This is a genomic window from Pseudomonas sp. DR48 (assembly GCF_019823085.1).
Lineage (GTDB): Bacteria > Pseudomonadota > Gammaproteobacteria > Pseudomonadales > Pseudomonadaceae > Aquipseudomonas.
The window spans coordinates 4,022,643-4,047,984 of record NZ_CP081946.1; the positions used below are offsets into that span (position 1 = coordinate 4,022,643).

Genomic DNA, 25,342 nt, shown 5'->3' on the forward strand with positions numbered 1-25,342 from the left:
CCTCAGGCCATCTGCGCGGCAGCGGCGACTTCGGCAGGCTGCGAGGCCCGCACGGTGCGCCAGGTGTTGTAAGCCATCAGGAACATGCCACTGAGGAAGATCGCACCGCCCACCAGTCGCACGACGAAGCCTGGGTGGCTGGCCACCAGGGTTTCGACGAAGGAGTAGGTCAGCGTGCCGTCCTCGTTGACGGCGCGCCACATCAGGCCCTGGGCGATGCCGTTGACCCACATCGAGGCGATGTACAGCACGGTGCCGATGGTCGCGAGCCAGAAGTGCGCGTTGATCAGGCCGATGCTGTGCATCTGCGCGCGACCGAAGATTTTCGGGATCATGTGATACAGCGCACCGATGGAAATCATCGCCACCCAGCCGAGCGCGCCAGCGTGAACGTGGCCGATGGTCCAGTCGGTGTAGTGGGAGAGGGCGTTGACCGTCTTGATCGCCATCATCGGCCCTTCGAAGGTCGACATGCCGTAGAACGCCAGGGACACCACGAGGAAGCGCAGGATCGGATCGCTGCGCAACTTATGCCAGGCGCCCGAGAGCGTCATCATGCCGTTGATCATCCCGCCCCAGCTTGGCGCCAGCAGGATCAGCGACATCACCATGCCCAGCGACTGCGCCCAGTCCGGCAGCGCGGTGTAGTGCAAGTGGTGCGGACCGGCCCAGATGTAAAGGGTGATCAGCGCCCAGAAGTGCACGATGGACAAGCGATAGGAATACACCGGGCGCTCGGCCTGTTTGGGCACGAAGTAATACATCATCCCCAGGAAACCGGCGGTGAGGAAAAAGCCCACGGCGTTGTGTCCGTACCACCACTGGACCATCGCATCGGTCGCACCGGCGTACACCGAGTAGGACTTGGTGAAACTCACCGGCACTTCAAGGTTGTTGACGATGTGCAGGATCGCCACGGTGATGATGAACGCACCGAAGAACCAGTTGCCGACGTAGATGTGCTTGGTCTTGCGCTTGGCCAGCGTGCCGAAGAACACGATGGCGTAGGCGACCCAGACGATGGTGATCAGGATGTCGATCGGCCATTCCAGCTCGGCGTATTCCTTGGAACTGGTGTAACCCAGTGGCAGGCTGATGGCCGCCAGCAGGATCACCAGTTGCCAGCCCCAGAAGCAGAACGCGGCGATTTTCGGCGCGAACAATTGAGTCTGGCAGGTGCGTTGCACCGAATAGAACGAACTGGCAAACAGGGCGCAACCGCCGAAAGCGAAGATCACCGCGTTGGTGTGCAATGGGCGCAACCGCCCGAAACTGGTCCACGGTAGATTGAAGTTGAGTTCGGGCCAGACCAATTGAGCCGCGAGAAAAACCCCGAGACCCATGCCGACGATGCCCCACACCACCGTCATAATGGCGAATTGGCGGACCACCTTGTAGTTGTAGGCGGTACTGATAGAAGTGTTCATGGTTCCCCATCCACGGTTCAGCCGAAGTGAGCGCCAGCAGCGCCGCTTCGCCTGGAGTTATAGGCAGACTAAAAGCGAGGCAAGCATGGACAAAGAGCACAAGGCCAGTATTGACGGGGATCAATGGGCGCAATGTGTGCGGGAGCATGGATGGTTGTGGAATGCCGCGTCAGTGTCAGCATCGGCGACGCTGATTCTTGCCCATGGTGCCGGTGCGCCGATGGACAGTGCCTGGATGGACGATGTGGCTGCGCGCCTTGCAGCTCAAGGCGTTAATGTATTGCGCTTTGAGTTTCCATACATGGCGCAAAGGCGTGTCGATGGCGGCAAGCGTCCTCCGAATCCGGCGCCAAAACTGCTGGAATGCTGGCGTGAGGTGTATGCCGTGGTGCGACGCCATGTCACGGGGCGTCTGGCCATTGGCGGCAAGTCCATGGGCGGGCGGATGGCCAGTCTGTTGGCTGATGAACTGGGTGCGGATGCCTTGGTGTGCCTCGGTTATCCGTTTTATGCGGTGGGGAAGCCGGAGAAGCCTCGGGTCGAGCATTTGGCTTCTTTGCGGACTCGGACGTTGATTGTGCAGGGGGAGCGGGATGCTCTGGGTAATCGTGAGGCGGTTGAGGGGTATTCGTTATCGACGGGGATTGAGGTGTTTTGGTTGGCCGCTGGGGATCATGACTTGAAGCCTTTGAAGGCCTCGGGGTTTACCCATGAGCAGCATCTGGCGGCTGCGGCGGGCAAGGTTGCTGCATTTCTTCAGTGAGATTTGAGGGGGGGCATATCCGTTGCTGCGGTAACGGCCACTTAGGGTTTCGCCCTGACGGCGACTCACTTTTTTTACAAACGCCTAAAAAAAGTAAGCAAAAAAACGCTTGCTCCTACGTTCGGCCCGCTCGCTGAGGCTCGGGGTTCCTTCGCTCCGGGATCCATCCGGGGGCATCGCCTCCGGTTTGCTTCGCTGCGCCTCCTCTCGATGTGTTCGACTTCGTCGAACGGTCGCTGCGCTCCCACCCCCGGATGAATCCCTCCACTCAGCCTTCCGATGTCGCCCGTGGATCAAGATCAAGAGCTGCAGCCGAGCTAACGCTCATCCTGTTGAGTGGTGAGGAGCAGAAGCAGAAGCGGTACGCGTTCTGCTATTGCTCTTCTGTGGGAGCGAGCTTGCTCGCGAAGGCGGCCTGACAGCCGACCATTCTCTAACTGAATGCATTCCAATGAAAACTGTGGGAGCTGGCCTGCCAGCGATGGCGGACTGACAGCCAACCAATCTCTAGCTGAATGTATTCCAATCAAAACTTTGGGAGCTGGCCTGCCAGCGATGGCGGCTTGCCAGACAACCAATCTCTAACTGAATGCACTCAAATCAAAACTGTGGGAGCTGGCTTGCCAGCGATGGCGGCTTGCCAGCCAACCAATCTCTAATTGAATGCACTCAAATCAAAACTGTGGGAGCTGGCCTGCCAGCGATGGCGGCTTGCCAGCCAACCAATCTCTAATTGAATGCACTCAAATCAAAACTGTGGGAGCTGGCCTGCCAGCGATGGCGGCTTGCCAGCCAACCAATCTCTAACTGAATGCACTCAAATCAAACCTGTGGGAGCTGGCTTGCCAGCGATGGCGGCTTGCCAGCCAACCAATTTCTAATTGAATGCACTCAACCCAACTGTGGGAGCTGGCCTGCCAGCGATGGCGGCCTGACAGCCGACCAATTTTTTACTGGTGTCCCCATCTAAATGTGCAAGCGAGCTTGCTCCGGGCGGCGATCTGCCGAAAGCGGTCTGACCAGATCACATCAAGGGATCAGGAAAATATCCGGCCGCTGTCTGTGCATAAACGTAATCCCGAGAGCACGTTTAAAGTACACGAACCGTTACGCCATAAGGGCTACAACACCTTGCGTCGTTGCCTACGCGTACGCCAGAATCCGCCGGCTTACGCGGCTATGGGGTGGGCTATATCGTTTCCCTGTCACTGAAAAACAGTGATCGGGTTTGGTAGCCCGCTTCGAAACCGTCGTATGGCGTCACCGTATGCAGTCCTTTATGTGGGGCTCAGATTTTTATGGTGGGCATGCGTGGGGCTCCTTTGTGAGCGCCGGGTTTCCCGTTTCGACCGGTCTACCAACCCGCGTATGGCCACCACCCTTCGTTTGGTAGCGAGGGTGATGGCTCCTAAAATTCGAAACCGGAGTTACACCTATGTTCAAAGCCACACCCAACCCACCAGAAACCGATCCAACCTCCCACGATCCCGAGCTCGAATCTCAAAAGACAAAAGAAGCCGCCGACCGCGCACTCGACTATTACCTCTGCCCCGAAATTCCGCAGTACTTTCCACCCAAGACCCGCCCCATCTATCAGGTCGACCCCACGCTGGATGACGAAACGCTGCTCGTCGAAGCCAGTGAATCGCTGTCGTCGGCCAATGCCATGGCCGGCAATATCGCCAACTCGGTGAGAGGTCCGGAGCGCAAACCGCTGCTGGCGCTGCAACAGCTGATCATGTTGAACGAGCTGCTGGTCAATCGATTGCTGGACAGGCTTCGTTTGCCGAAGTAATCGGTGGCACTGGCGATTGACGTTTCAGCAGGTCAATAAAAAGCCCGGGAGCTTTCGCTTTCCGGGCTTTTTTTGAATGAAGAGCAAGATCAAAAGATCGCAGCCTGCGGCAGCTCCTACATTGGAATGCATTTCCCTGTAGGAGCTGCAGCAGGCTGCGATCTTTTGCTTTTAGCGGTTAAACCGCTCCACCAACGAATACTGGGTATTCGCGGTTTTGGTCAGCTCTTCACTCAACAACGCCGAGTTCTGCGCCTGTTCCGAGGTCTGATCCGCCAGGTGCGAGATGTTGCTGATGTTGCGGCTGATTTCTTCGGCCACCGCACTTTGCTCTTCGGTCGCTGCGGCAATCTGTGTGGTCATGTCGGTGATGTTGGCCACCGCTTCGCTGATTCCCACCAGTGCCTGATCCGCTTCCAGTACCCGCGCCACGCCTTCTTCTGCCTGGCGATGCCCGGCTTCCATGGTTTGCACGGCGGTGCTGGCGGTCTGTTGTAGCTTGGCGATCAGGGCGTGGATCTGCCCGGTGGATTCGCTGGTGCGTTGCGCCAGTTGGCGCACTTCGTCGGCCACCACCGCAAAACCACGGCCCATCTCGCCGGCACGAGCGGCTTCGATGGCGGCGTTCAAGGCCAGCAGGTTGGTCTGGTCGGCGATGCCTTTGATCACATCGACCACGCCACCGATTTCGTCGCTGTCCTTGGCCAGTTGGGTCACAGTCATGCCGGTTTCACCGACTACCACCGACAAGCGCTGAATGGCATCGCGGGTTTCGCCTGCGATGTCGCGACCGCGACCGGTCAGGCGATTGGCTTCCTGAGTCGCATCGGCGGTGCGTTGCACGTGGCTGGCGACTTCCTGAGTAGTGGCGGCCATCTGGTTGACGGCAGTGGCCACTTGCTCGGTTTCAACGCGTTGCCGTTCCAGGCCTGTGGAGCTGCTGTGCGCCAACGCGTCGGACTGCTTCGCTTGCTCGGTGAGGTGTTCGGCGGTGTCCTGCAGACGGGTCAGGCAGGTTTTCAGGCGTGCTTCCTGGCTGAGGATCGACATCTCCAGGCGCGCTTGCGCACCGCGGCTGTCGGTATACATCTGTGCGATCAACGGGTCGGAAGTGGTTTGCCCGGCCAGGACCAGCAGGCGCTTGAGGCCGCGCTGTTGCCAGCTCAAGCCCATCAGCCCCAACGGTACGGAAAGACCGGCGGCCAAGGCAAAGCCCCATTGGGACGTCAGCGTGGCGCCGATCATGAAGCTCAGCTGGCTGACCAGAATGAACGGCAGCCAGTCCTGAAGCACCGGCAGCCATTTGTCCCTTGAAGGAATCGGCGACTTGCCCTGATTGATGCGTTGGTAGAGCGCTTCGGCACGGCGGATCTGTTCGGCGGTGGGTTTGATCCGCACCGACTCGTACCCGATCACCTGATTGCCTTCGAACACGGGCGTCACGTAGGCGTTAACCCAGTAATGATCCCCGCTCTTGCAGCGATTCTTGACAATGCCCATCCATGGCAAGCCTTGTTTCAGTGTGGCCCACATGTGCGCGAACACCGCCGCCGGCACGTCTGGGTGACGGACCAGGTTGTGCGGCGCACGGATCAGCTCTTCACGAGAAAACCCGCTGATTTCGACAAAGGCGTCGTTGCAGTAGGTGATCACGCCCTTGGCATCGGTGGTGGAAATCAACCGTTGCTGAGCCGGGAAGGTCCGTTCGCGCTGTGTGATGGGCTGGTTATTACGCATGGCTTTTTCAATCCGCAAGGCTTTGAGAGGTTGTCGGCGGTGTCAGGAATTTATTGAAATTATTTTTCGATAATCAGCAGCGCGTTGCAAAACAGCCATTGCATCAGCCGGCGAGCATCGGATACGTGAACAGCGCGAAATGCAGCGCGTTCAGGCCAAAATGGGTGGCGATGGCCGCGCCCAAGCCGCCAAAACGGTAGGCCAGACCATAGCCGACACCCGCCAGGCTCGCCAGAAGCACCCATTGCGCGCCGGCACCCGCATGCACCAGGCCAAATAACAGTGAAGCAAGCAGTAACGCCAGATGTTCGCCGTAGGGTCGGTGTTTCAAACACCGGCTCAGGCCGCCCTGGATATAACCGCGAAACAAGGCTTCCTCCACCAGCGTCACCAGCAACAGGTTGTTCAGCACCCACAATCCGGCTTGATCCGGCCATTTCGGTGCCCAATGGATTACGCCCAGCAAGAGCGCGCCGCCCAAGGCGAGCACGGCGCTCAGGGGCAGGGCGAGTGCGGTGGCGAGCAAAGAACGGCGCAGCGAGTGCCGGCCGATGATCCACGGGCAAACCAGCAGTAACCAGAAACCGATCAGGGATTTGTCCAGATTCAGGTACATGGCGAACTGCACGGCATCATCGGTGAAGCGTTGCGGGTCGATGGCGCGACCGTTGTAGAAACCCGGCAGCCAGTGCGTCGCCAGCGCCAGGGCCAGGATAATGAACACCCCGTGACCCAGGTAGCGAGCGACGGGAACCAGTTGTTGGCGAACGGCAAAACCGGCAATCAGCAGCAACGCAAAGGAAATGCCGGCGAGCCCACCAAGGTGACCGTAGGTCAGTGCGAGGGTGTAGCCGAGGGAGAGGAGGGCCAGATACGTCCATGGCAGGGCAATCATTGGAAGTCCTTGTGTCCAGAAACTGGCCGGCACCGCGGTTCCCTGTGGAAGGTGTTGTTCAGGGGATTGGCGCTCGACACATAACCCCTGTGGGAGCGAGCCTGCTCGCGATAACGTCATCGCATTCAACATCAATATTTCCTGATACACCGCTATCGCGAGCAAGCTCGCTCCGACAGTGACGGTGGTGTTCGGCATACAAAAGCGCGGCGATTATAGAGGCGAAATGCCCCACCAACAAAAACACCGCCCGAAGGCGGTGTTTTTGTCAGCGGTGGATCACGACGCAATCAACTGCCGCAACACGTAATGCAAAATCCCCCCTGACTTGAAGTATTCCACTTCGTTGAGCGTGTCGATCCGGCACAGCACCTCGACTTTCTCGCGCTGGCCATCTTCGCGGGTGATTACCAGGGTCAGGTTCATTCGCGGCGTCAGCTCGACGCCAGTCAAACCGAGGATATCCAGGGTTTCCTTGCCAGTGAGGTTCAGGCTCTTGCGGTTCTGATCCAGCTTGAACTGCAGCGGCAAAACGCCCATGCCCACAAGGTTGGAACGGTGGATGCGCTCGAAGCTTTCGGCTATGACCGCTTTCACCCCCAGCAGATTGGTGCCCTTGGCCGCCCAGTCGCGGCTTGAACCCGTGCCGTATTCCTGACCGGCAATCACCACCAGCGGCGTGCCCGACGCTTGATAGCGCATGGCGGCATCGTAAATCGGCATCCTTTCCCCGCTGGGGATGTAGATCGTGTTGCCGCCTTCTTCACCGCCGAGCATTTCGTTGCGTATACGGATGTTGGCGAAGGTGCCGCGCATCATCACTTCGTGGTTGCCGCGACGCGAGCCGTAGGAGTTGAAGTCTCGCGGCTCCACGCCTTTTTCGCGCAGGTAATGGCCGGCGGGACTGTCAGCCTTGATGTTGCCCGCGGGGGAGATGTGGTCGGTGGTCACCGAATCGCCGAGCAGCGCGAGAATCCTCGCCGCAGCGACATCCTTGACCACCGGCGGTGGCCCGCCGATGTCATCGAAGAACGGTGGGTGCTGGATGTAGGTCGAATCGTCTTGCCAGACATAAGTCGCCGCTTGCGGCACTTCAATGGCTTGCCACTGCTCGTCACCGGCAAACACTTCGGCGTATTCCTTGTGGAACATGGCGGTGTTGACTTGGTTTACCGCATCCGCGATTTCCTTGGTGCTCGGCCAAATGTCCCGCAGGTAAACCAGGTTGCCGTCCTTGTCAGTGCCCAAAGGCTCGCTGCTGATGTCGATGCGTACCGTGCCGGCCAGCGCGTAGGCAACGACCAGCGGCGGGGACGCCAGCCAGTTGGTTTTCACCAGCGGGTGCACGCGCCCCTCGAAGTTGCGATTGCCCGACAGCACCGAGGCAACGGTCAGGTCGGCTGCCTGAATGGCTTTTTCAATCGGCTCCGGCAAAGGCCCGGAGTTGCCGATGCAGGTGGTGCAGCCGTAACCGACCAGGGCAAAACCCAGCTCATCCAAGTATTGAGTGAGGCCTGCAGCCTTGTAGTAGTCGGTGACCACTTTGGAGCCAGGGGCCAGCGAACTCTTGACCCACGGTTTGCGCTTGAGGCCTTTCTCCACGGCTTTCTTGGCCACGAGGCCTGCGGCCATCATCACGCTCGGGTTGGACGTGTTGGTGCACGAGGTGATCGCGGCGATCACCACCGCGCCGTTTTTCAACCGGTAGACCTGGCCGTCGTATTCGTAGTCGGCTTCACCCGCCAGATCGGCATTGCCCACCGCAACGCCACCGCCGCCTTCACTTTCGAGGCGACCGACTTCCTTGCTGGTGGGTTTGAATTGCAGCTCGATGAAATCGCTGAACGCTTGCGCGACATTCGGTAGCGAGACGCGGTCTTGCGGGCGTTTTGGCCCGGCGAGACTGGCTTCGACACTGGCCATGTCCAGCGCCAGGGTGTCGGTGAACACCGGCTCCTGGCCCGGCAACCGCCAGAGGCCCTGGGCTTTGCTGTAGGCCTCGACCAGTTTCACGGTTTCCAGTGGGCGACCCGACAGGCGCAAGTATTCGAGGGTGATGTCGTCCACCGGAAAGAAACCGCAGGTGGCGCCGTATTCCGGGGCCATGTTGGCGATGGTCGCGCGGTCGGCGAGCGGCAGGTCGGCGAGGCCGTCGCCGTAGAATTCGACGAATTTGCCGACCACGCCTTTTTTGCGCAGCATCTGCGTGACGGTCAGCACCAGGTCGGTGGCGGTTATGCCTTCCTTGAGCTTGCCGGTGAGTTTGAAGCCGATCACTTCCGGAATCAGCATCGACACTGGTTGCCCGAGCATCGCCGCCTCCGCTTCAATCCCGCCGACGCCCCAGCCGAGCACGCCGAGGCCGTTGATCATGGTGGTGTGGGAATCGGTGCCGACCAGGGTGTCGGGGAAGGCATAGGTGCGGCCGTCCTCATCCTTGGTCCAGACGGTGCGACCCAGGTATTCAAGGTTCACCTGGTGGCAAATGCCGGTGCCCGGTGGCACCACGCTGAAGTTGTGGAAGGCGTTCTGGCCCCAGCGCAGGAAGGCGTAACGTTCACCGTTGCGCTGCATTTCGATATCGACGTTCTGCTCGAAGGCACTGGCGCTGGCGAACTTGTCGACCATTACCGAGTGGTCGATCACCAGGTCCACCGGCGACAACGGGTTGATCCGCTGCGGATCGCCGCCGGCCTTGGCCATGGCGGCGCGCATGGCCGCCAGGTCGACTACGGCGGGCACGCCGGTAAAGTCTTGCATCAGTACCCGCGCGGGGCGGTACTGGATTTCGCGATCGGAGCGTCGCTCCTTGAGCCAGGCGGCAATCGCTCGCAGGTCGGCGCCGGTGACGGTTTTTTCGTCCTCCCAGCGCAGTAGGTTTTCCAACAGCACTTTCAACGACATCGGTAATTTGTCGAGGTCACCGAGGCTCTTGGCAGCGTCGGGCAGACTGAAATAATGATAGGTCTTGTCGTCGACTTGCAGGGTTTTAAGGGATTTAAGGCTATCGAGGGACGGCATTGCGATCACTCCTTTGAGTCCGCACGGCTGCGGACTGAGGGGACGGACAGAGCATTCAACCTAGCCCTGTTTGAGCGTTAAAGCTAATAACTGGACTCTATGGATAAGTCCAAGGTTCCGATCTCGGCTATCATGCGCCGGTTTTCGTGACAGGCTTTGCTTCAACGCAAGTCTGGGCATCGCGCAGTGGCTGAATTCCTCGCCATCTGCTCAGGAGTAACAATGAACACCCTCTTTATGCATTGCCGGCCAGGCTTCGAAGGCGAAGTCTGTTCCGAGATTTCCGAACACGCCGCACGGCTGAACGTGGCCGGTTATGCCAAGGCCAAGACCGCCAGCGCCTTTGCCGAGTTCATCTGCACCGAAGAAGACGGCGCCGAGCGCCTGATGCGCGGCCAGCGGTTCGCCGAGTTGATCTTTCCACGCCAATGGGCCCGCGGGATCTTCATCGACCTGCCGGAAACCGACCGCATCAGCGTGATCCTCGCGCACATGGCCGACTTTCCGCTGTGCGGGAGCCTGTGGCTGGAAATGGTCGACACCAATGATGGCAAAGAGCTTTCAAACTTCTGCAAGAAATTCGAAGTTCACCTGCGCAAGGCGCTGATGGCGGCGGGCAAGTTGGTCGAAGACGCCCACAAGCCGCGTCTGCTGCTGACGTTCAAAAGTGGTCGCGAAGTATTCATGGGCCTGGCCGAGTCGAACAACTCGGCGATGTGGCCGATGGGCATTCCACGCCTGAAGTTCCCGCGTGAAGCGCCAAGCCGTTCGACGCTGAAGCTGGAAGAGGCCTGGCACCACTTCATCCCCCGCGATCAGTGGGATGAGCGCTTGCACAGCGACATGACCGGCGTCGACCTCGGCGCCGCGCCCGGTGGCTGGACCTGGCAGCTGGTCAATCGTGGCATGCTGGTGACCGCCATCGACAACGGGCCAATGGCCGAAAGCCTGATGGACACCGGCCTGGTGCAGCACTTGATGGCCGACGGTTTCACTTTCAAGCCCAAGCAGCCAGTGGACTGGATGGTCTGCGACATCGTCGAGAAACCGGCGCGTAACGCCGCGATGCTCGAAGAGTGGATTGGCGAGGGGCATTGCCGCGAAGCGGTGGTCAATCTCAAGTTGCCAATGAAGCAGCGTTACGCCGAAGTGAAGCGTTTGCTGGAGCGGATTGCCGATGGCTTCAAGGCGCGTGGCATTCGGGTCGAGATCGGCTGCAAGCAGCTCTATCACGACCGCGAGGAAGTGACCTGCCATTTGCGCCGGCTTGACGTAAAGAAACCCAAGTCCCGCTGATTGACTGGCCTCTGTAGAACCCAAGGACTGTAGGAGCTGTCGAGTGAAACGAGGCTGCGATCTTTTGATCTTGATTTTCGGCGCATTTGAAATCGCTGAAGATCAAAAGATCGCAGCCTCGTTTCACTCGACAGCTCCTACACAGCTCCTACACAGCTCCTGCTGGGGGCGGTGTAACGCAATAGATGACCGAACACCCGGCAATGCGCGACAATGCCGGCCAGTTTCAGGAGTTAATCATGAGTGAAATGATCGATACGCCGGTAGACGGCACCCTCGACGCCACCGGCCTCAACTGCCCGGAACCGGTGATGATGCTGCACCAGCACATCCGTGACCTGGTGCCTGGCGGCCTGCTCAAGGTCATCGCGACCGATCCCTCGACCCGTCGCGACATTCCCAAATTCTGCGTGTTTCTCGACCACGAACTGGTCGCGCAGCACGAAGAGGCGGGCACCTACCTGTACTGGATCCGCAAGAAACTCGTTTAACCCGCCGAAGAGCTGATGCGGATCCGCTTGCGTGCGCTGCGCGTGAGGCGGATTGACAGCATCAGCGCCGCGCAGCTCAAGCCCACGATCAAACCCTGCCACAGCCCGCTCGGGCCGCTTGGTGTGCCGAACCAGTCGGTCAAGCCCAAGGCGTAACCCACCGGCAAACCGATCCCCCAATAGGCGAACAGGGTCAGGATCATCGTCACCCGCGTGTCCTGATAACCGCGCAACGCGCCGGCCGCGGTCACCTGGATCGCGTCGGAAAACTGGAACAGCGCCGAATACACAATCAGCATCGACGCCACGCGAATCACCGTCGGATCAGCCGTATAGATCGTTGCGATGTGTTCGCGCAGCAACAGCATCATGCTCGCCGAAATACACGCGTAAGCCAGCGCCGTACCCATGCCGACCCCGGCAGCGAAGCGCGCCTCGCGTGGTTCCTGTCGCCCGAGCGCCTGGCCGACCCGAACCGTCACGGCCATGCCCAGGGAGTAGGGGATCATGAACACCAGCGAGCTGAAGTTCAGCGCGATCTGATGTCCGGCAACCACTGTGGCGCCGAGGCTGCCAATCAGCAGGGCGATCACCGCGAAAATGCTCGACTCGGCGAACACCGCAATGCCGATGGGCAGGCCGATGCCCAGCAGGCGTTTGATCACTGACCATTGTGGCCAGTCAAAACGGCTGAACAACTGACTCGACTGATAGGCCGGTGCCCAGCGCTCCCAGCCGGCCATCCCCAGCGCCATCACCCACATCACGATCGCCGTGGCCCAGCCACAGCCGACACCGCCCATGGCGGGCACACCGAAGTGGCCGTAGATGAAGATGTAGTTCAGCGGAATGTTCAGCGCCAGGCCGCACAGACCAAGGACCATCGCCGGGCGTGTACGGCCCAGGCCGTCGCTGAAGCAGCGCAACACATGGTAGATGGCAACCGCGGGCAGGCCGCTGGCGATGCCGTGCAGGTACTGCATGCACGGGCCGATCAGCTCTGGATCGACCTTCATCTTGTGCAGGATCGGTTCGGCGCTGAACAGCATGGCCGTCGCGATCAAGCCCACGACCAATGCCAGCCACAGCGCCTGACGCACGATCGGACCGATCTCGCTGTGGGTGCCGGCACCGAAACGCTGGGCGACTTTCGGGGTGGTGGCCAGCAGGGTGCCGGTCATCAACAGGAACACCGGCACCCAGATCGAGTTGCCGAGTGCCACTGCCGCCAGATCGCGCGGTCCGACCCGACCGGCCATCACCGCATCGACGAAGCCCATGGCGGTGGTTGCCAACTGCGCGATCATGATCGGCAGCGCGAGCGCGAGCAGGGTTCTGAGCTCCAGGCGAACCCGGGCCGGGCGGGTGAGGGAAGTAGCGGCGGGGCGGTCAGTTACGGAATTCAAGGGCGAAACGTCCAAAGATTTTGAGGCGCGAGGCGGCGCATTCTACGCGTTGACGCAGCGGTCAGGAAAAGTCCAGTGTTAGGGATTTGTAAGCGGTTTGCGGATCTTTATGCATCCCGGGTGGCCCATCACCTTCATCTACGCCTAAACTGCCGATCCCCCAAAGGAGCCTGCCATGCTGATTGTTGCCGACGAAAATATCCCGCTGCTCGATGCCTTCTTCGAACGTTTCGGCGAAATCCGCCGAGTGCCGGGACGCTCCATCGACCGCGCCACTGTAGAGCAGGCCGATGTATTGCTCGTGCGTTCGGTGACCAACGTCAACCGCGCGCTGCTTGAAGGCAGCAAGGTGCGTTTTGTCGGCACCTGCACCATCGGCACCGACCACCTGGACCTGGACTACTTTCAACAGGCCGGCATCACCTGGTCCAGCGCGCCCGGCTGCAATGCCCGGGGCGTAGTCGACTATGTGCTCGGCAGTCTGTTGACCCTGGCCGAGATCGAGGGCGTCGACCTGAACCAGCGTACTTACGGCGTGATCGGTGCCGGTGAAGTCGGTGGTCGCCTGGTCAAGGTTCTGCGTGGCCTGGGCTGGAACGTGCTGGTGTGCGATCCACCAAGGCAAGCCGCTGAAGGCGGCGATTACGTCAGTCTTGAACAGGTCATCGAACAGTGCGACGTCATCAGCCTGCACACCCCTTTAAAGAAACACGGCGCCCAGTCGACCTGGCATCTGTTCGACAGAAACCGCCTGAACCAGCTCAAGCACGGCGCCTGGCTGATCAATGCCAGTCGCGGCCCGGTGGTGGATAACGCCGCCCTGCGCCAAGTGTTGATGCAGCGTGAAGACCTGCAAGCGGTGCTCGACGTTTGGGAAGGTGAGCCCGAAGTCGATGTGGCGCTGGCTGAGCTCTGCGTGTTGGCGACGCCGCACATTGCCGGTTACAGCCTTGATGGCAAGCAGCGCGGGACGGCGCAGATCTATCAGGCGTATTGCGAATTTATCGGGCAAGCGCCGCAGGTCAGCTTGAGCGATTTGCTGCCGGCGCCGTGGTTGTCGCAGGTCACCCTGAGTGCCGAAAGCGATCCGGCCTGGGCACTGGCGATGCTGTGCCGCGGCGTGTACGACCCGCGCCGCGACGATGCGGATTTCCGTCGTAGCCTTGTCGGCAATGTGAGCGAGCAGCGTGCGGCGTTTGATGCGTTGCGCAAGCATTACCCGCAGCGGCGCGAGATCGATGGGCTCAAGGTGCGGATCGAGGGGGATTCGCCTGAGTTGCTGAAGATAGTGTCGGCTTTGGGTGCGACGGCGGTCTAGGAACCGAGTCGGCCCTATCGCGGGCAAGCCACGCTCCCACTGGTTTTGCGTCGTTCATCTAATTGGCTAACGCCCCGAAACCTGTGGGAGCGAGCCTGCTCGCGATGGTCGCGCCAAAATTTCCAGAAAGCACCCATAAAAAACCCGGCCATCAGTGCCGGGTCAAGAAGACGGTGGCTATATCACTCTTGTTCGGCAGGCTTGACCAATCGCTTTTCCAGTTCGCGGCAAGCGTTCTGGATCATGTCTTCAGTGATCGGTACTTCGCGCCCATTCTCATCAATAATCGAGCAACCCAGAGACTGGTCGGGCTGTGTGCGGATCACTTGAATCTTGTCATCGCTGCTGTGTTGCAAGGACATGGCCTGTCTCCTCTTCAGGTTGTGCGCCTACTTTAAAACCGCCAGGTGACCGGGCTGTGACAACTCCCTACGGTCTTTCCAGATCGGCAACTCCACTCCACCAGAAATTCCCGAACGTTGCCACCCGCACTTTAGACCAATAGCGTCTAGCGCCTAGTCTCTGCGGACATAATTAAAGTGACTCATTGTGATTTACAGCGTTTCAGCCCACGTTGAGCGGTGTAGGCTGAGCCATCCAATGCGTACCTGGAAAACCTCGATGCTCTCTGCCCGTCACCGCCGCGCGCTCCGCCTTACCCTGCGATTTCTGGTCCCCTATCGTTGGCAAGCCTTCGGCGCTTTGCTTGCGTTGATCGTCACCGCCGGCATCACCTTGTCCATGGGGCAGGGAATTCGGTTGTTGGTGGATCAGGGTTTCATGACTCAGTCGCCGCACCTGCTTAACCAATCCATCGGCCTGTTCATGGTGTTGGTGGTGGGGCTGGCGATCGGCACCTTTGCACGCTTTTATCTGGTGTCCTGGATTGGCGAGCGCGTTGTCGCGGACATCCGCCGGCAAGTGTTCAATCACCTGGTTTATCTGCATCCGGGTTTCTACGAAGACAATCGCAGTTCCGAGATTCAGTCACGCCTGACCGCCGACACGACGTTGCTGCAATCGGTGATCGGCTCTTCGTTGTCGCTGTTTTTGCGCAATTTACTGATGGTGATCGGCGGGATCGTCTTGCTGTTCATCACCAACCCCAAGCTCACCAGTATCGTGGTGGTGGCGCTGCCCCTGGTGATCGCGCCGATCCTGATCTTCGGTCGCCGGGTGCGCAGCTTGTCGCGCCAGAGTCAGGACCGGATTGCCGACATCGGCAGCTATGTTTCCGAAACCCTTGGCCAGATCAAAACCGTGCAAGCCTACAACCACCAGGTCCAGGACGAGCAACGATTTGCCGTCACCGTTGAAGAGGCGTTCAACACCGCTCGCAAACGCATCTTCCAGCGGGCCTGGCTGATTACGCTGGTGATCGTGCTGGTGCTGGGCGCCGTCGGCGTGATGCTCTGGGTCGGCGGCATGGACGTGATCGCCGGGCGCATCTCGGCGGGGGAACTGGCGGCATTTGTCTTCTACAGCCTGATTGTCGGCAGCGCCTTCGGCACGTTGAGCGAAGTGATCGGCGAGCTGCAGCGCGCGGCAGGGGCGGCGGAACGTATTGCCGAGTTGCTGCGTTCGGAAAACATTATCCAGCCCCCAACCACGGGTTTGGTGACCCTGCCTGATCGGGTGAAGGGCAGTCTGGCGCTGCAAGACGTGCGCTTTTCCTATCCTTCACGCCCGGAGAGTTATGCCGTCGATGGCTTGAGCCTGACCATCAATGCCGGGGAAACCCTCGCCCTGGTCGGTCCGTCCGGTGCTGGCAAGTCAACGGTGTATGACCTGCTGCTGCGTTTCTACGATCCGGCCTCAGGGCAGATTCTTTTGGATGGCGTGCCGCTGACCCAGCTCGATCCCCTCGACCTGCGCCGCTGTTTCGCCCTGGTCTCGCAAACCCCGGCGCTGTTCTTCGGCAGCATCGAAGAGAACATCCGTTACGGCAATCCGACGGCAACCCTGGCTCAGGTCCAGGAAGCCGCAAAAATCGCCTACGCCCATGAGTTCATCGAGCAAATGCCCAATGGCTATCAGACTCACCTGGGTGACGGCGGTCTCGGATTGTCCGGCGGCCAGCGTCAACGCCTGGCCATCGCCCGGGCGCTGCTGGTGGACGCACCGATCCTGCTGCTGGACGAAGCCACCAGCGCCCTCGACGCACAGAGCGAACACCTGATCCAGCAAGCCCTGCCAAGCCTGATGAAAAACCGCACCACACTGGTCATCGCCCATCGTTTGGCTACGGTGAAAAACGCCGACCGGATCGCGGTGATGGACCAGGGAAAACTGGTGGCGGTGGGGACGCATCAGGAGCTGATTGCGAGCAATGCGCTGTATGCGCGGCTGGCGGCGTTGCAGTTCAGTGATGGGCACGTAGCGGCATGAATGAGAGCTGCTGAATACTGCCGGGTTCGGGCATTATGTCGACCTCTGTTGCGAACGCGACGTACTTGGCCTGCCGCGAGAAATCCAGGAAGTGCGTAACGCGTTTGCGACTTATGAGGCCATGCCTGAGTGGCGGTCGAGCAGCCGCGCTGACCTGTTACGGGCGCATGAGTTGCTGATGGGTGGATTGATTGACGACTGTGGGCAGTTTCGCCGAGCCGGTGTAGGTATTTACCGTGGCGAAAAGTTGGTCCACATGGCCCCGCCGCCGAGTCGTGTTGCGCACTTGATGGACGATTTACTGGCGTGGCTCGGGGATTCGGATTGGCATCCTTTGATTGTCAGCTGCGTGTTCCACTACGAATTCGAGTTCATTCATCCCTTCGCTGATGGAAATGGTCGAATTGGGCGACTCTGGCAAACCTTGATACTCAGTCAATGGAGATCGGTGTTGGCTTATCTGCCAGTCGAAGCGGTTATTCGAGAGCAGCAGGATGCCTATTACGCAGCATTGTCGGCGGCAGACCAGTTGGCTGAATCGACACCTTTCGTCGAGTTCATGCTGCAAGCATTGAGCGTTGCGTTGAAGGAAGCGGCCGACACTGAATCAGTAACCGACCCAGTAACCGACCTAGTAACCGACCCAGTAGGGAAGTTATTGGCTGCGCTTCATGTTAATGGTCCGCTTAAAATCAGCGACTTGATGGCTGAGGTCGGTTTGGTGCACAAGGCCATCTTTCGGGCTAACTACCTCAAGCCTGCATTGGCTGCTGATTTGATTGAAATGACCCATCCCGAATCGCCAAGCAGCCCGGCTCAAAAGTATCGTCTGACCTCGCAGGGTAAACAGACTGCCGCACGGCTCTAATCGGCGTAGACGTTCTTAAGGTAAAAAAAATGCCCACATCAATCGATGCGGGCATTTTTGTTCAGCAGGTCAAACCATCCTTACTGATCGTCAAAATACCGCTCATGCCAGTCCACCAGTGGCTGTGGCGAGTTGAGTTTCTGGCCGTAGATCACCGAGTACGACAGCACGTTTTGCACGTACTGGCGGGTTTCGTCGAACGGGATGCTCTCCACCCAAACGTCGAAGCTCAGGTGATCGGCGCCGCGCAACCATTGACGAACGCGGCCAGGGCCGGCGTTGTAGGCGGCGGAGGCGAGGACGCGGTTGCCGTTGAACTGACTGTGAACCTGGCTCAGGTAGGCGGCGCCGAGCTGGATGTTTTTGTCCGGGTCGAGCACTTGTTGCGGCGAGGCCAACGGGATGCTGAATTTACGCGCGGTTTCCTTGGCGGTGCCCGGCATCAGTTGCATCAGGCCGCTGGCGCCGACGCCGGAGCGGGCGTCGTCCATGAAGGCGCTTTCCTGACGAGTGATGGCAAACACCCAGCTCGAGTGCAGGCCACGGACCTTGGCTTCACGCACCATGGTTTCGCGGTGGGCCATCGGGAAGCGGATGTCCAGATCGTCCCAGTATTGCGCCTGGCTGATGGTGCGGATCGCCGGGAAATACCATTTCAGGTCGTAGGCCAGTTTTGCCTGGGCGACCATTTCATCCCGATTGAAGTGCCGGCTGACGTGGTACCACTCACGACGGCCATCGACGATCTGCCCGCGAGCGTGAAACTCCAGGGCGCGACGAATGCCCGGCGTGTTGCGCACCTTGTTCATCAATGCCTGGCTCAGCACCAGCGGCTTGTTCGCCAGTGAATACGGAGACTGCGAACGATCGGCGGCGAGGAAACCGTAGAAGTCGCGCTCACGAGCGAGGTTCTTGTAGAGCGTTTGCGCTTCCGGGTTCTGCGGCTGCGCCAGTTCCAGGCTGCGAGCCTGCCAGTAGCGCCAGCGATTGGTGGTCGCCAGATCCTGCGGCAGGCGGCGAGTCAGCTGATAGGCATCGTCCCAGCGGGCCAGGCGCAGCAATAGGCGCAGGCGCCATTCCGACACGGTGTTGTCGCGCAGCTCGGGGTCATATTTGGTCATGACGTCCAGCGCGCGAGGGTCGAAGCGGCGGGCGAGGGTCAAACCGATTTCACGGGCGATGGCCACTTTCTCATCACGGGAGAAATGCATGCTGCTGGCATAGCCATCGAGCAACTCCATGGCCTTGTCGGGATCCTGGCGGGCCAGGCGGCGCAGGCCGAGGCTGACCACGTCGGACATTGGCTCATCGGCCGGGGTGAAGCGCGAAGGCTGGTTGAGCAGCTCGGGTTTTTGCGCCACATCGATCAGCAAGCGGCCTCGAGGGGCCAGGGTCGTCAGGCCGCTGACCAGACTGTTGGCTAACGGATAGTTGCGCGCCTGGGCGGCGAGCTTGGTGCGCTCCCAGCGTTTCTGTTCGGTCAGCTGACCTTCGGCGGCCCATTGCCCAAACAGTGCATCGCACGCAGCGGGCTGGGACTTGCCGGTCAGCCAGAGTTTATTCGCGTTGGCGTAGCCTTCGGTTTTCTGGTTGTGACCGATCTGATATTGCGCGTTCAGGCAGTCCAGCTCCGTGAAGTTGAGCTTGGGGTCGTAGTACTTGACGAAAGTCGCCCAGTCACCGCGCTCGGCCAGCCAGCGCAACCAGCGCAGTTTCATCCAGTTGGCCTGCGGCAGGTCGCCGTGTTCGGCCAGAAATTTTTCGATCTCGGCATTACTGGCGGTTTTCAGTCGCGCGGTCAGCTCATCGTAAGCCAGGTAGGGTTCCAGCGGATAATCGCTGAGGGCCTGGCTGTAGCGGAAATAAGGGCCGGTATCGCCCTTGGCCAGGGCGCGCTTGGCCTCATCGTAATATTGACGTTGGGTAGACAGGTCCACCGCCTGGGCGGTTTGAACGGCAGCGGCAGAGAGAATCAAACAAGATAAAAAACTAAAAAGGCGACTGCGCATGAGACGTCCGGGCAGAGAAAATCATGACAAGTGCTGACGTAAGTCGCACTGGATAATCTGTAGCTTAGCCTTTTGCCAGCAACGGGCGAAAGCTTTGCCGGCCTTGCGGCACAAGTTCGCAACAATTGTCATGCAGAGTGAGACGAAGGTGAAATTGCCGGCCTTCTGAAGCCTCAAGTCAGGTAGAATACGCGCCCGGTTTTTGGAGAAGCTCATGACCCTGCTCAAATTCAGCGATGTGTCCCTTGCTTTCGGCGCTATGCCGTTGTTGGACAAGGTGTCCTGGCAGATCGCCCGTGGAGAGCGGGTGTGCATCATCGGCCGCAACGGCACTGGCAAGTCCAGCATGATGAAGCTCGTCAAGGGCGACCAGAAGCCCGATGAGGGCTCCGTTTGGCGTGCGCCAGGCCTCAAGATTGGCGAATTGCCGCAAGAATTGCCGGTAGCCGACGAGCGGACCGTGTTCGACGTGGTTGCCGAAGGCCTGGACGGTGTCGGCGAGCTGCTCGCGCAGTATCACCACCTGAGCCAGAACATCGTCACCGATGCCGACCTGGACAAACTGATGCATGTCCAGCACGACCTCGAAGCCCGTGATGGCTGGCGCCTGCAGCAACTGGTCGACAGCACCTTGAGCCGTCTGCAATTGCCGGCCGACAAAACCCTCGCCCAATTGTCCGGCGGCTGGCGTCGTCGCGTCCTGCTGGCTCAGGCCCTGGTTTCCGAACCGGACCTGCTGCTGCTCGACGAACCCACCAACCACCTGGACATCGGTGCGATTGCCTGGCTCGAAGAAGCGCTGAAGGATTTCCAGGGCGCCGTGCTGTTCATCACGCACGACCGTTCGTTCCTGCAGAACCTCGCCACCCGCATTCTGGAACTGGATCGCGGTGGCCTGATCGACTGGAACGGCGACTACGCCAGTTTCCTCGTTCACAAAGAGGCCTCGCTGGCGGCTGAAGAGACCGCCAACGCGCTGTTCGACAAGAAGCTGGCCCAGGAAGAAGTCTGGATCCGCCAAGGCATCAAGGCGCGTCGCACCCGTAACGAAGGCCGCGTACGCGCCTTGAAAGCCCTGCGCGTCGAGCGTAGCGAGCGTCGTGAACGCACCGGCAAGGCCAACATTCAGTTGGACACCGCTGACAAGTCCGGCAAGCAGGTAATGGTTCTCGAGAACGTGAGCTTCGCTCACCCGGGTGGCCCGTTCCTGATCAAGGACTTCTCGATGGTCCTGACGCGCGGCGACCGTATCGGTCTGCTCGGCGCCAACGGTACCGGCAAGACCACATTGCTCAAGTTGATGCTCAGTGGTCTGCAACCGACCAGCGGCACGGTGGAGGAGGGGACGCGCATCGACGTGGCCTATTTCGACCAGTTGCGCCATCAGCTGGATCTGGAAAAGACCGTGATCGACAACGTTGCCGAAGGTCGCGACTTCATCGATATCGACGGTCAGAGCCGTCACGTCCTGAGCTACCTCGGCGACTTCCTGTTCAGCCCGCAGCGTGCCCGCACGCCGGTCAAGGCGCTGTCGGGTGGTGAGCGTGCGCGCCTGCTGCTGGCGAAACTGTTCAGCAAGCCAGCCAACCTGTTGGTCCTCGACGAACCGACCAACGACCTCGACGTGGAAACCCTCGAACTGCTGGAAGAGGTCTTGCTGACCTTCAATGGCACCGTGCTGATGGTCAGCCACGACCGGGCATTCCTCGACAACGTGGTGACCAGTACCCTGGTTTTCGAAGGTGAAGGCAAGGTTCGTGAATACGTCGGTGGTTATCAGGACTGGTTGCGTCAGGGCGGTTCGCCGCGTCTGTTGGGCGTGACCGAAAGCAAATCCGGCAAGGCCGACTTGGCCTCCGCGGTCGTGACTGCCGAAGCAGCGCCGGTGGCAGCAGCGGTCGAAGCACCGGTGGCGAAGAAAAAGCTCAGCTACAAATTGCAGCGTGAGCTGGAAATGTTGCCGGGCCAGATTGAAGTCATGGAAAAGCAGATCGCTACCGTTGAAGCTCAGATGGCAGATACGGCTTTCTATCAGCGTCCGGCGACGGAGACAGCAGCGGTGATCGCCCAGCTGGAACAGTTGCAGGCTGAACTGGACGTGATGGTCGAGCGCTGGGCCGAGCTGGATGCCTGATTGACCCTGCGATAAAAAAGCCCGGCGCTCAGTGATGAGCGCCGGGCTTTTTGTATGGATTGCGATCTACAGGCTGTTGTAGGTGCCCTGTGGCGCGGTTAGCTCTTGATCAGGCGAACCGCGAGTACATCGCAAGGCGCACCGTGCAGCACGTCATTGGCGGTCGAGCCCAGCAGCAGTGCGAGGCCGTGTCGACCATGGCTACCCACCACGATCAGGTCGCAGGTTTGCTCCTTGGCCAGGTGGTGGATCTCCTGGCGTGGCTGGCCGTAGGTCAGGTGGCTGTATTCCTTGGAGAGTTCCGGGTATTTCACGATCAGCCGGTCCAGACGCTCCTTGGCCTGATCAAACTGTTGTTGTTGCAGTTGTGACAGGTCCATGGGGACGTCGCCGCCAAAGGCCATGGCCATGGGTTCGACGATGTGCACCAGGGATAATTTCGCACCGCTGCTCACTGACAGCTCGCGAGCACGGTGGATGACAGGGTCGCACTCTTCGGTTAGGTCTACAGCGACCAGAATGTGGGTGTAGGGCATGAGGTGCTCCTCCTGAGGATTGCAATATTGGTAAGTATGGCTGGTTTCAAGCGCATTGGTTCCAAAGTGACTCAAAGCGCCCATCAAGAATCGGGAGTACAGATATGACGGTCTGGATAGTGGTGTCAATCCTGCTGGTGGTACTGAGCCCGCTGGCATGGTTGCGCCCGTCTCGCGGGCAGAGTGGTCGAATGGCGTTGCGCATGGAGGCGCGACGCATCGGGCTGTCCATGCAACTGGCACCGCAAGAGTGGCCGCACTGGCTGAGTCAGGAGCCGCCAAGCCCTTGTGCCCAGTACCATCGGCCGCGTCGTGGCAACCAGCCCGCGTGCTGGAGCTACTGGCAAAAGTCGCCGGGTGTGTGGGTGAATCAGTGGCAGGAAGTCTGTGAAGATCAGACACTGCTCAATCATTTCGAAAAATTGCCAGCCAATGTCTACAAGGTTGAGGCGGACAAGCAAATGATTACGCTGTATTGGGGCGAAAAAGGAGAAGCGACAGTATTGCAGGACATTGATGCGGTGCTGAAAGCGCTGGCATGACCCGTGGACATTTCGCGCTGCAATGGCGCGAAACCTCCGACAGACAGGCAATAAAAAGCCCGACATCATCATCGGGCGGGATTGGCCAGGCAGGCCGGTAATTCTTTGCGTCACTGAATCTTCGCCGGGCATTCGCCAACAGCGTTGATATTTTTTCCTCAGGTTCCTGCCAGCGTAGCTTGTTAAACAAAGGCTGCAGCGAATTAGGGCGACTTTTCTAACTATTGATTCTATGAATGGCTACACATGCATCCGCGTGTTGAAGATCTTCGCAGTACGGAAGTGACCGCAAAGTCGCGTTTCAACCCGTATTTTGGGCGATTGACAATTGTCGGAAATTCCGTGAAGGTGGCGTACCCAAATCAAACGGGCGTATGAATTGAGCGTTTGTTTTCAGAATGCTCCTACAGAATCCCGACTATCGCGTTGGCGGGTGTGCCGGGTAGATGGGCGTAGCATCGACGTTAAACGTCCTGCCAAGCCATTTGCCTGCGTCCGACGTGTACTGTTCAGCTTCCATATCGTGGAGATCAGTTGATGATTTACGAAGGTAAAGCCATCACGGTTAAGGCTCTTGAAAGTGGCATCGTCGAATTGAAATTCGACCTCAAGGGTGAGTCCGTCAACAAGTTCAACCGTCTAACCCTGAACGAACTGCGTCAGGCCGTAGACACCATCAAGGCAGATGCTTCGATCAAGGGTGTGATCGTCAGCAGTGGCAAGGACGTCTTCATCGTCGGCGCCGACATCACCGAATTTGTCGAGAACTTCAAGCTGCCTGATGCCGAGCTTGTTGCTGGCAATCTGGAAGCCAACAAGATTTTCAGCGATTTCGAAGACCTCAACGTCCCGACTGTCGCCGCGATCAACGGTATCGCCCTGGGTGGCGGTCTGGAAATGTGCCTGGCGGCGGACTACCGCGTCATGTCGACCAAGGCCAAGATCGGTCTGCCGGAAGTGAAGCTGGGCATCTACCCTGGCTTCGGCGGCACCGTGCGCCTGCCGCGCCTGATCGGTGCCGACAACGCCATCGAGTGGATTGCCTCCGGCAAGGAAAACCGTCCTGAAGACGCACTGAAAGTCAGCGCCGTCGATGCAGTGGTTGCACCTGAGAAGCTGCAGGAAGCAGCCCTTGAGCTGATCAAGCGCGCCATCTCCGGCGAGTTCGACTACAAGGCCAAGCGTCAGCCGAAGCTGGAAAAGCTCAAGCTGAACGCCATCGAACAAATGATGGCTTTCGAAACCGCCAAAGGTTTCGTTGCCGGGCAAGCGGGCCCTAACTACCCGGCGCCGGTTGAAGCGATCAAGACCATCCAGAAAGCCGCGAACTTCGGTCGTGACAAGGCGCTGGAAGTCGAGGCGGCCGGTTTCGTCAAACTGGCCAAGACCTCTGCCGCGCAGAGCTTGATCGGTCTGTTCCTGAATGATCAGGAACTGAAGAAAAAGGCCAAGGCCTACGATGAAATCGCCAAGGACGTGAAGCAGGCTGCCGTATTGGGCGCTGGCATCATGGGCGGCGGTATCGCTTATCAGTCGGCGTCCAAAGGCACTCCGATCCTGATGAAGGACATCAACGAGCACGGCATCGAGCAAGGTCTGGCTGAAGCCGCCAAGCTGCTGGTGGGCCGCGTTGATAAAGGTCGTATGACCCCGGCGAAAATGGCTGAAGTGCTCAACGGCATTCGTCCGACCCTGTCCTACGGTGATTTCGGTCACGTGGATCTGGTGGTTGAAGCTGTCGTCGAGAACCCAAAGGTCAAGCAAGCCGTGCTGGCTGAAGTCGAAGACAAGGTCAAAGAGGACACCATCCTCGCGTCCAACACCTCGACTATTTCCATCACCTTGCTGGCCAAAGCCCTCAAGCGTCCGGAAAACTTCGTCGGCATGCACTTCTTCAACCCGGTGCACATGATGCCGCTGGTTGAAGTGATTCGTGGCGAGAAGTCCAGTGAGCTGGCAGTTGCCACCACCGTTGCCTACGCCAAGAAAATGGGCAAGAACCCGATCGTCGTCAACGACTGCCCGGGCTTCCTGGTCAACCGCGTGCTGTTCCCGTACTTCGGCGGTTTCGCCAAGCTGGTCAGCGCAGGTGTGGACTTCGTCCGTATCGACAAGGTCATGGAAAAATTCGGCTGGCCAATGGGCCCGGCCTATCTGATGGACGTGGTCGGTATCGACACCGGTCACCACGGTCGTGACGTGATGGCTGAAGGCTTCCCGGACCGCATGAAAGACGACCGCCGCTCGGCTGTCGACGTGCTCTACGAAGCCAAGCGCCTGGGCCAGAAAAATGGCAAAGGCTTCTACGCCTACGAGACCGACAAGAAAGGCAAGCAGAAGAAAGTGGCCGATCCGTCGGTGCTGGAAGTGCTCAAGCCGATCGTTTACGAGCAGCGCGAAGTCACTGACGAAGACATCATCAACTGGATGATGATCCCGCTGTGCCTGGAAACGGTACGCTGCCTGGAAGACGGTATCGTCGAAACCGCTGCCGAAGCCGACATGGGTCTGGTCTACGGTATTGGTTTCCCTCCATTCCGTGGCGGTGCGCTGCGCTACATCGATTCGATCGGTGTTGCCGAGTTCGTTGCCCTGGCTGACCAGTACGCTGATTTGGGCGCGCTGTACCACCCGACCGCAAAACTGCGTGAAATGGCCAAAACCGGCCAACGGTTCTTCGGTTAAGCGTCCCAACTTTTGAGCGAGAGTGAAATTT

17 protein-coding genes and 1 pseudogene are annotated in these 25,342 nt (G+C 59.4%); 10 read left to right on the forward strand and 8 right to left on the reverse strand.

Features of this window, described 5'->3' with window-relative positions:
• Positions 1-2: 2 nt before the first annotated feature.
• Complete coding sequence (gene ccoN, locus K5K95_RS18205; RefSeq protein ID WP_222585444.1) at positions 3-1,427, reverse strand: cytochrome-c oxidase, cbb3-type subunit I; 1,425 nt, start codon at positions 1,425-1,427, stop codon at positions 3-5.
• 85 nt (positions 1,428-1,512) lie between these two features.
• On the opposite strand from ccoN, the gene K5K95_RS18210 reads away from it, so the two are divergent.
• Together K5K95_RS18210 and K5K95_RS18215 are read left to right on the forward strand one after the other, a co-directional pair.
• The gene (locus K5K95_RS18210) at positions 1,513-2,190 is read left to right on the forward strand and encodes an alpha/beta family hydrolase (protein WP_261397995.1); all 678 of its coding nucleotides are present in this window, start codon (positions 1,513-1,515) and stop codon (positions 2,188-2,190) included.
• 1,435 nt (positions 2,191-3,625) lie between these two features.
• The gene (locus tag K5K95_RS18215; RefSeq protein WP_222585445.1) at positions 3,626-3,985 is read left to right on the forward strand and encodes a DUF6124 family protein; all 360 of its coding nucleotides are present in this window, start codon (positions 3,626-3,628) and stop codon (positions 3,983-3,985) included.
• 171 nt (positions 3,986-4,156) lie between these two features.
• On the opposite strand, the gene K5K95_RS18220 is transcribed toward K5K95_RS18215, so the two are convergent.
• The 3 genes from K5K95_RS18220 to acnA all read right to left on the reverse strand — a co-directional run bounded on the left by K5K95_RS18220 (position 4,157) and on the right by acnA (position 9,638).
• Entirely contained in the window at positions 4,157-5,722 is a 1,566-nt protein-coding gene (locus K5K95_RS18220) for a methyl-accepting chemotaxis protein (protein ID WP_222585446.1), read from the reverse strand.
• Positions 5,723-5,825: 103 nt separating this feature from the next.
• A complete protein-coding gene (locus K5K95_RS18225; RefSeq protein WP_222585447.1) occupies positions 5,826-6,617 on the reverse strand; it encodes a CPBP family intramembrane glutamic endopeptidase in 792 nt (263 codons plus the stop codon).
• 279 nt (positions 6,618-6,896) lie between these two features.
• Positions 6,897-9,638, reverse strand: coding sequence for an aconitate hydratase AcnA (gene acnA / locus K5K95_RS18230; protein ID WP_222585448.1), 2,742 nt, complete (start codon positions 9,636-9,638; stop codon positions 6,897-6,899).
• A 222-nt stretch (positions 9,639-9,860) separates the two neighbouring features.
• On the opposite strand from acnA, the gene rlmM reads away from it, so the two are divergent.
• Entirely contained in the window at positions 9,861-10,934 is a 1,074-nt protein-coding gene (gene rlmM, locus K5K95_RS18235) for a 23S rRNA (cytidine(2498)-2'-O)-methyltransferase RlmM (protein ID WP_222585449.1), read from the forward strand.
• Between the two features lie 239 nt (positions 10,935-11,173).
• Positions 11,174-11,425, forward strand: coding sequence for a sulfurtransferase TusA (tusA, locus tag K5K95_RS18240; protein ID WP_111450598.1), 252 nt, complete (start codon positions 11,174-11,176; stop codon positions 11,423-11,425).
• Here the strand turns inward: tusA and K5K95_RS18245 are convergent.
• Complete coding sequence (locus tag K5K95_RS18245; protein WP_222585450.1) at positions 11,422-12,831, reverse strand: MATE family efflux transporter; 1,410 nt, start codon at positions 12,829-12,831, stop codon at positions 11,422-11,424. The genes tusA and K5K95_RS18245 overlap by 4 nt on opposite strands.
• Before the next feature lie 175 nt (positions 12,832-13,006).
• Here K5K95_RS18245 and pdxB point away from each other — a divergent pair, with 175 nt between their 5' ends.
• The gene (gene pdxB, locus K5K95_RS18250) at positions 13,007-14,149 is read left to right on the forward strand and encodes a 4-phosphoerythronate dehydrogenase PdxB (RefSeq protein ID WP_222585451.1); all 1,143 of its coding nucleotides are present in this window, start codon (positions 13,007-13,009) and stop codon (positions 14,147-14,149) included.
• A 182-nt stretch (positions 14,150-14,331) separates the two neighbouring features.
• Here the strand turns inward: pdxB and K5K95_RS18255 are convergent, their stop codons facing one another.
• Positions 14,332-14,511 (reverse strand): PA1571 family protein, encoded by a 180-nt coding sequence (locus tag K5K95_RS18255; protein ID WP_222585452.1) that lies wholly within the window; start codon positions 14,509-14,511, stop codon positions 14,332-14,334.
• Between the two features lie 238 nt (positions 14,512-14,749).
• Here K5K95_RS18255 and K5K95_RS18260 point away from each other — a divergent pair, with 238 nt between their 5' ends.
• Together K5K95_RS18260 and K5K95_RS18265 are read left to right on the forward strand one after the other, a co-directional pair.
• Positions 14,750-16,537 (forward strand): ABC transporter transmembrane domain-containing protein, encoded by a 1,788-nt coding sequence (locus K5K95_RS18260; RefSeq protein WP_222585453.1) that lies wholly within the window; start codon positions 14,750-14,752, stop codon positions 16,535-16,537.
• 58 nt (positions 16,538-16,595) lie between these two features.
• Positions 16,596-17,405, forward strand: a pseudogene (locus tag K5K95_RS18265) (Fic family protein); the annotation flags it as partial.
• An 80-nt stretch (positions 17,406-17,485) separates the two neighbouring features.
• On the opposite strand, the gene K5K95_RS18270 reads toward K5K95_RS18265, so the two are convergent.
• Positions 17,486-19,414, reverse strand: a complete 1,929-nt coding sequence (locus tag K5K95_RS18270) for a transglycosylase SLT domain-containing protein (protein ID WP_222585454.1) — start codon at positions 19,412-19,414, stop codon at positions 17,486-17,488.
• 214 nt (positions 19,415-19,628) lie between these two features.
• Here K5K95_RS18270 and K5K95_RS18275 point away from each other — a divergent pair, with 214 nt between their 5' ends.
• Entirely contained in the window at positions 19,629-21,548 is a 1,920-nt protein-coding gene (locus K5K95_RS18275) for an ATP-binding cassette domain-containing protein (RefSeq protein WP_222585455.1), read from the forward strand.
• 98 nt (positions 21,549-21,646) lie between these two features.
• On the opposite strand, the gene K5K95_RS18280 is transcribed toward K5K95_RS18275, so the two are convergent.
• Complete coding sequence (locus K5K95_RS18280; RefSeq protein WP_090182088.1) at positions 21,647-22,084, reverse strand: universal stress protein; 438 nt, start codon at positions 22,082-22,084, stop codon at positions 21,647-21,649.
• A gap of 104 nt (positions 22,085-22,188) precedes the next feature.
• Between K5K95_RS18280 and K5K95_RS18285 the strand changes: the two genes are divergently transcribed.
• Both K5K95_RS18285 and fadB read left to right on the forward strand, forming a co-directional pair.
• On the forward strand, positions 22,189-22,626 hold the full coding sequence (locus K5K95_RS18285) for a hypothetical protein (protein WP_222585456.1): 438 nt from the start codon (positions 22,189-22,191) through the stop codon (positions 22,624-22,626).
• 537 nt (positions 22,627-23,163) lie between these two features.
• The gene (fadB, locus tag K5K95_RS18290; RefSeq protein ID WP_222585457.1) at positions 23,164-25,311 is read left to right on the forward strand and encodes a fatty acid oxidation complex subunit alpha FadB; all 2,148 of its coding nucleotides are present in this window, start codon (positions 23,164-23,166) and stop codon (positions 25,309-25,311) included.
• Positions 25,312-25,342 lie beyond the last annotated feature (31 nt).

Coding starts and splice junctions, on each gene's coding strand:
- ccoN (WP_222585444.1), bottom strand. CDS start 1,427: ATGAACACTTCTATCAGTACCGCCTACAACTACAAGGTGGTCCGCCAA.
- K5K95_RS18210 (WP_261397995.1), top strand. CDS start 1,513: ATGGACAAAGAGCACAAGGCCAGTATTGACGGGGATCAATGGGCGCAA.
- K5K95_RS18215 (WP_222585445.1), top strand. CDS start 3,626: ATGTTCAAAGCCACACCCAACCCACCAGAAACCGATCCAACCTCCCAC.
- K5K95_RS18220 (WP_222585446.1), bottom strand. CDS start 5,722: ATGCGTAATAACCAGCCCATCACACAGCGCGAACGGACCTTCCCGGCT.
- K5K95_RS18225 (WP_222585447.1), bottom strand. CDS start 6,617: ATGATTGCCCTGCCATGGACGTATCTGGCCCTCCTCTCCCTCGGCTAC.
- acnA (WP_222585448.1), bottom strand. CDS start 9,638: ATGCCGTCCCTCGATAGCCTTAAATCCCTTAAAACCCTGCAAGTCGAC.
- rlmM (WP_222585449.1), top strand. CDS start 9,861: ATGAACACCCTCTTTATGCATTGCCGGCCAGGCTTCGAAGGCGAAGTC.
- tusA (WP_111450598.1), top strand. CDS start 11,174: ATGAGTGAAATGATCGATACGCCGGTAGACGGCACCCTCGACGCCACC.
- pdxB (WP_222585451.1), top strand. CDS start 13,007: ATGCTGATTGTTGCCGACGAAAATATCCCGCTGCTCGATGCCTTCTTC.
- K5K95_RS18255 (WP_222585452.1), bottom strand. CDS start 14,511: ATGTCCTTGCAACACAGCAGCGATGACAAGATTCAAGTGATCCGCACA.
- K5K95_RS18260 (WP_222585453.1), top strand. CDS start 14,750: ATGCGTACCTGGAAAACCTCGATGCTCTCTGCCCGTCACCGCCGCGCG.
- K5K95_RS18270 (WP_222585454.1), bottom strand. CDS start 19,414: ATGCGCAGTCGCCTTTTTAGTTTTTTATCTTGTTTGATTCTCTCTGCC.
- K5K95_RS18275 (WP_222585455.1), top strand. CDS start 19,629: ATGACCCTGCTCAAATTCAGCGATGTGTCCCTTGCTTTCGGCGCTATG.
- K5K95_RS18280 (WP_090182088.1), bottom strand. CDS start 22,084: ATGCCCTACACCCACATTCTGGTCGCTGTAGACCTAACCGAAGAGTGC.
- K5K95_RS18285 (WP_222585456.1), top strand. CDS start 22,189: ATGACGGTCTGGATAGTGGTGTCAATCCTGCTGGTGGTACTGAGCCCG.
- fadB (WP_222585457.1), top strand. CDS start 23,164: ATGATTTACGAAGGTAAAGCCATCACGGTTAAGGCTCTTGAAAGTGGC.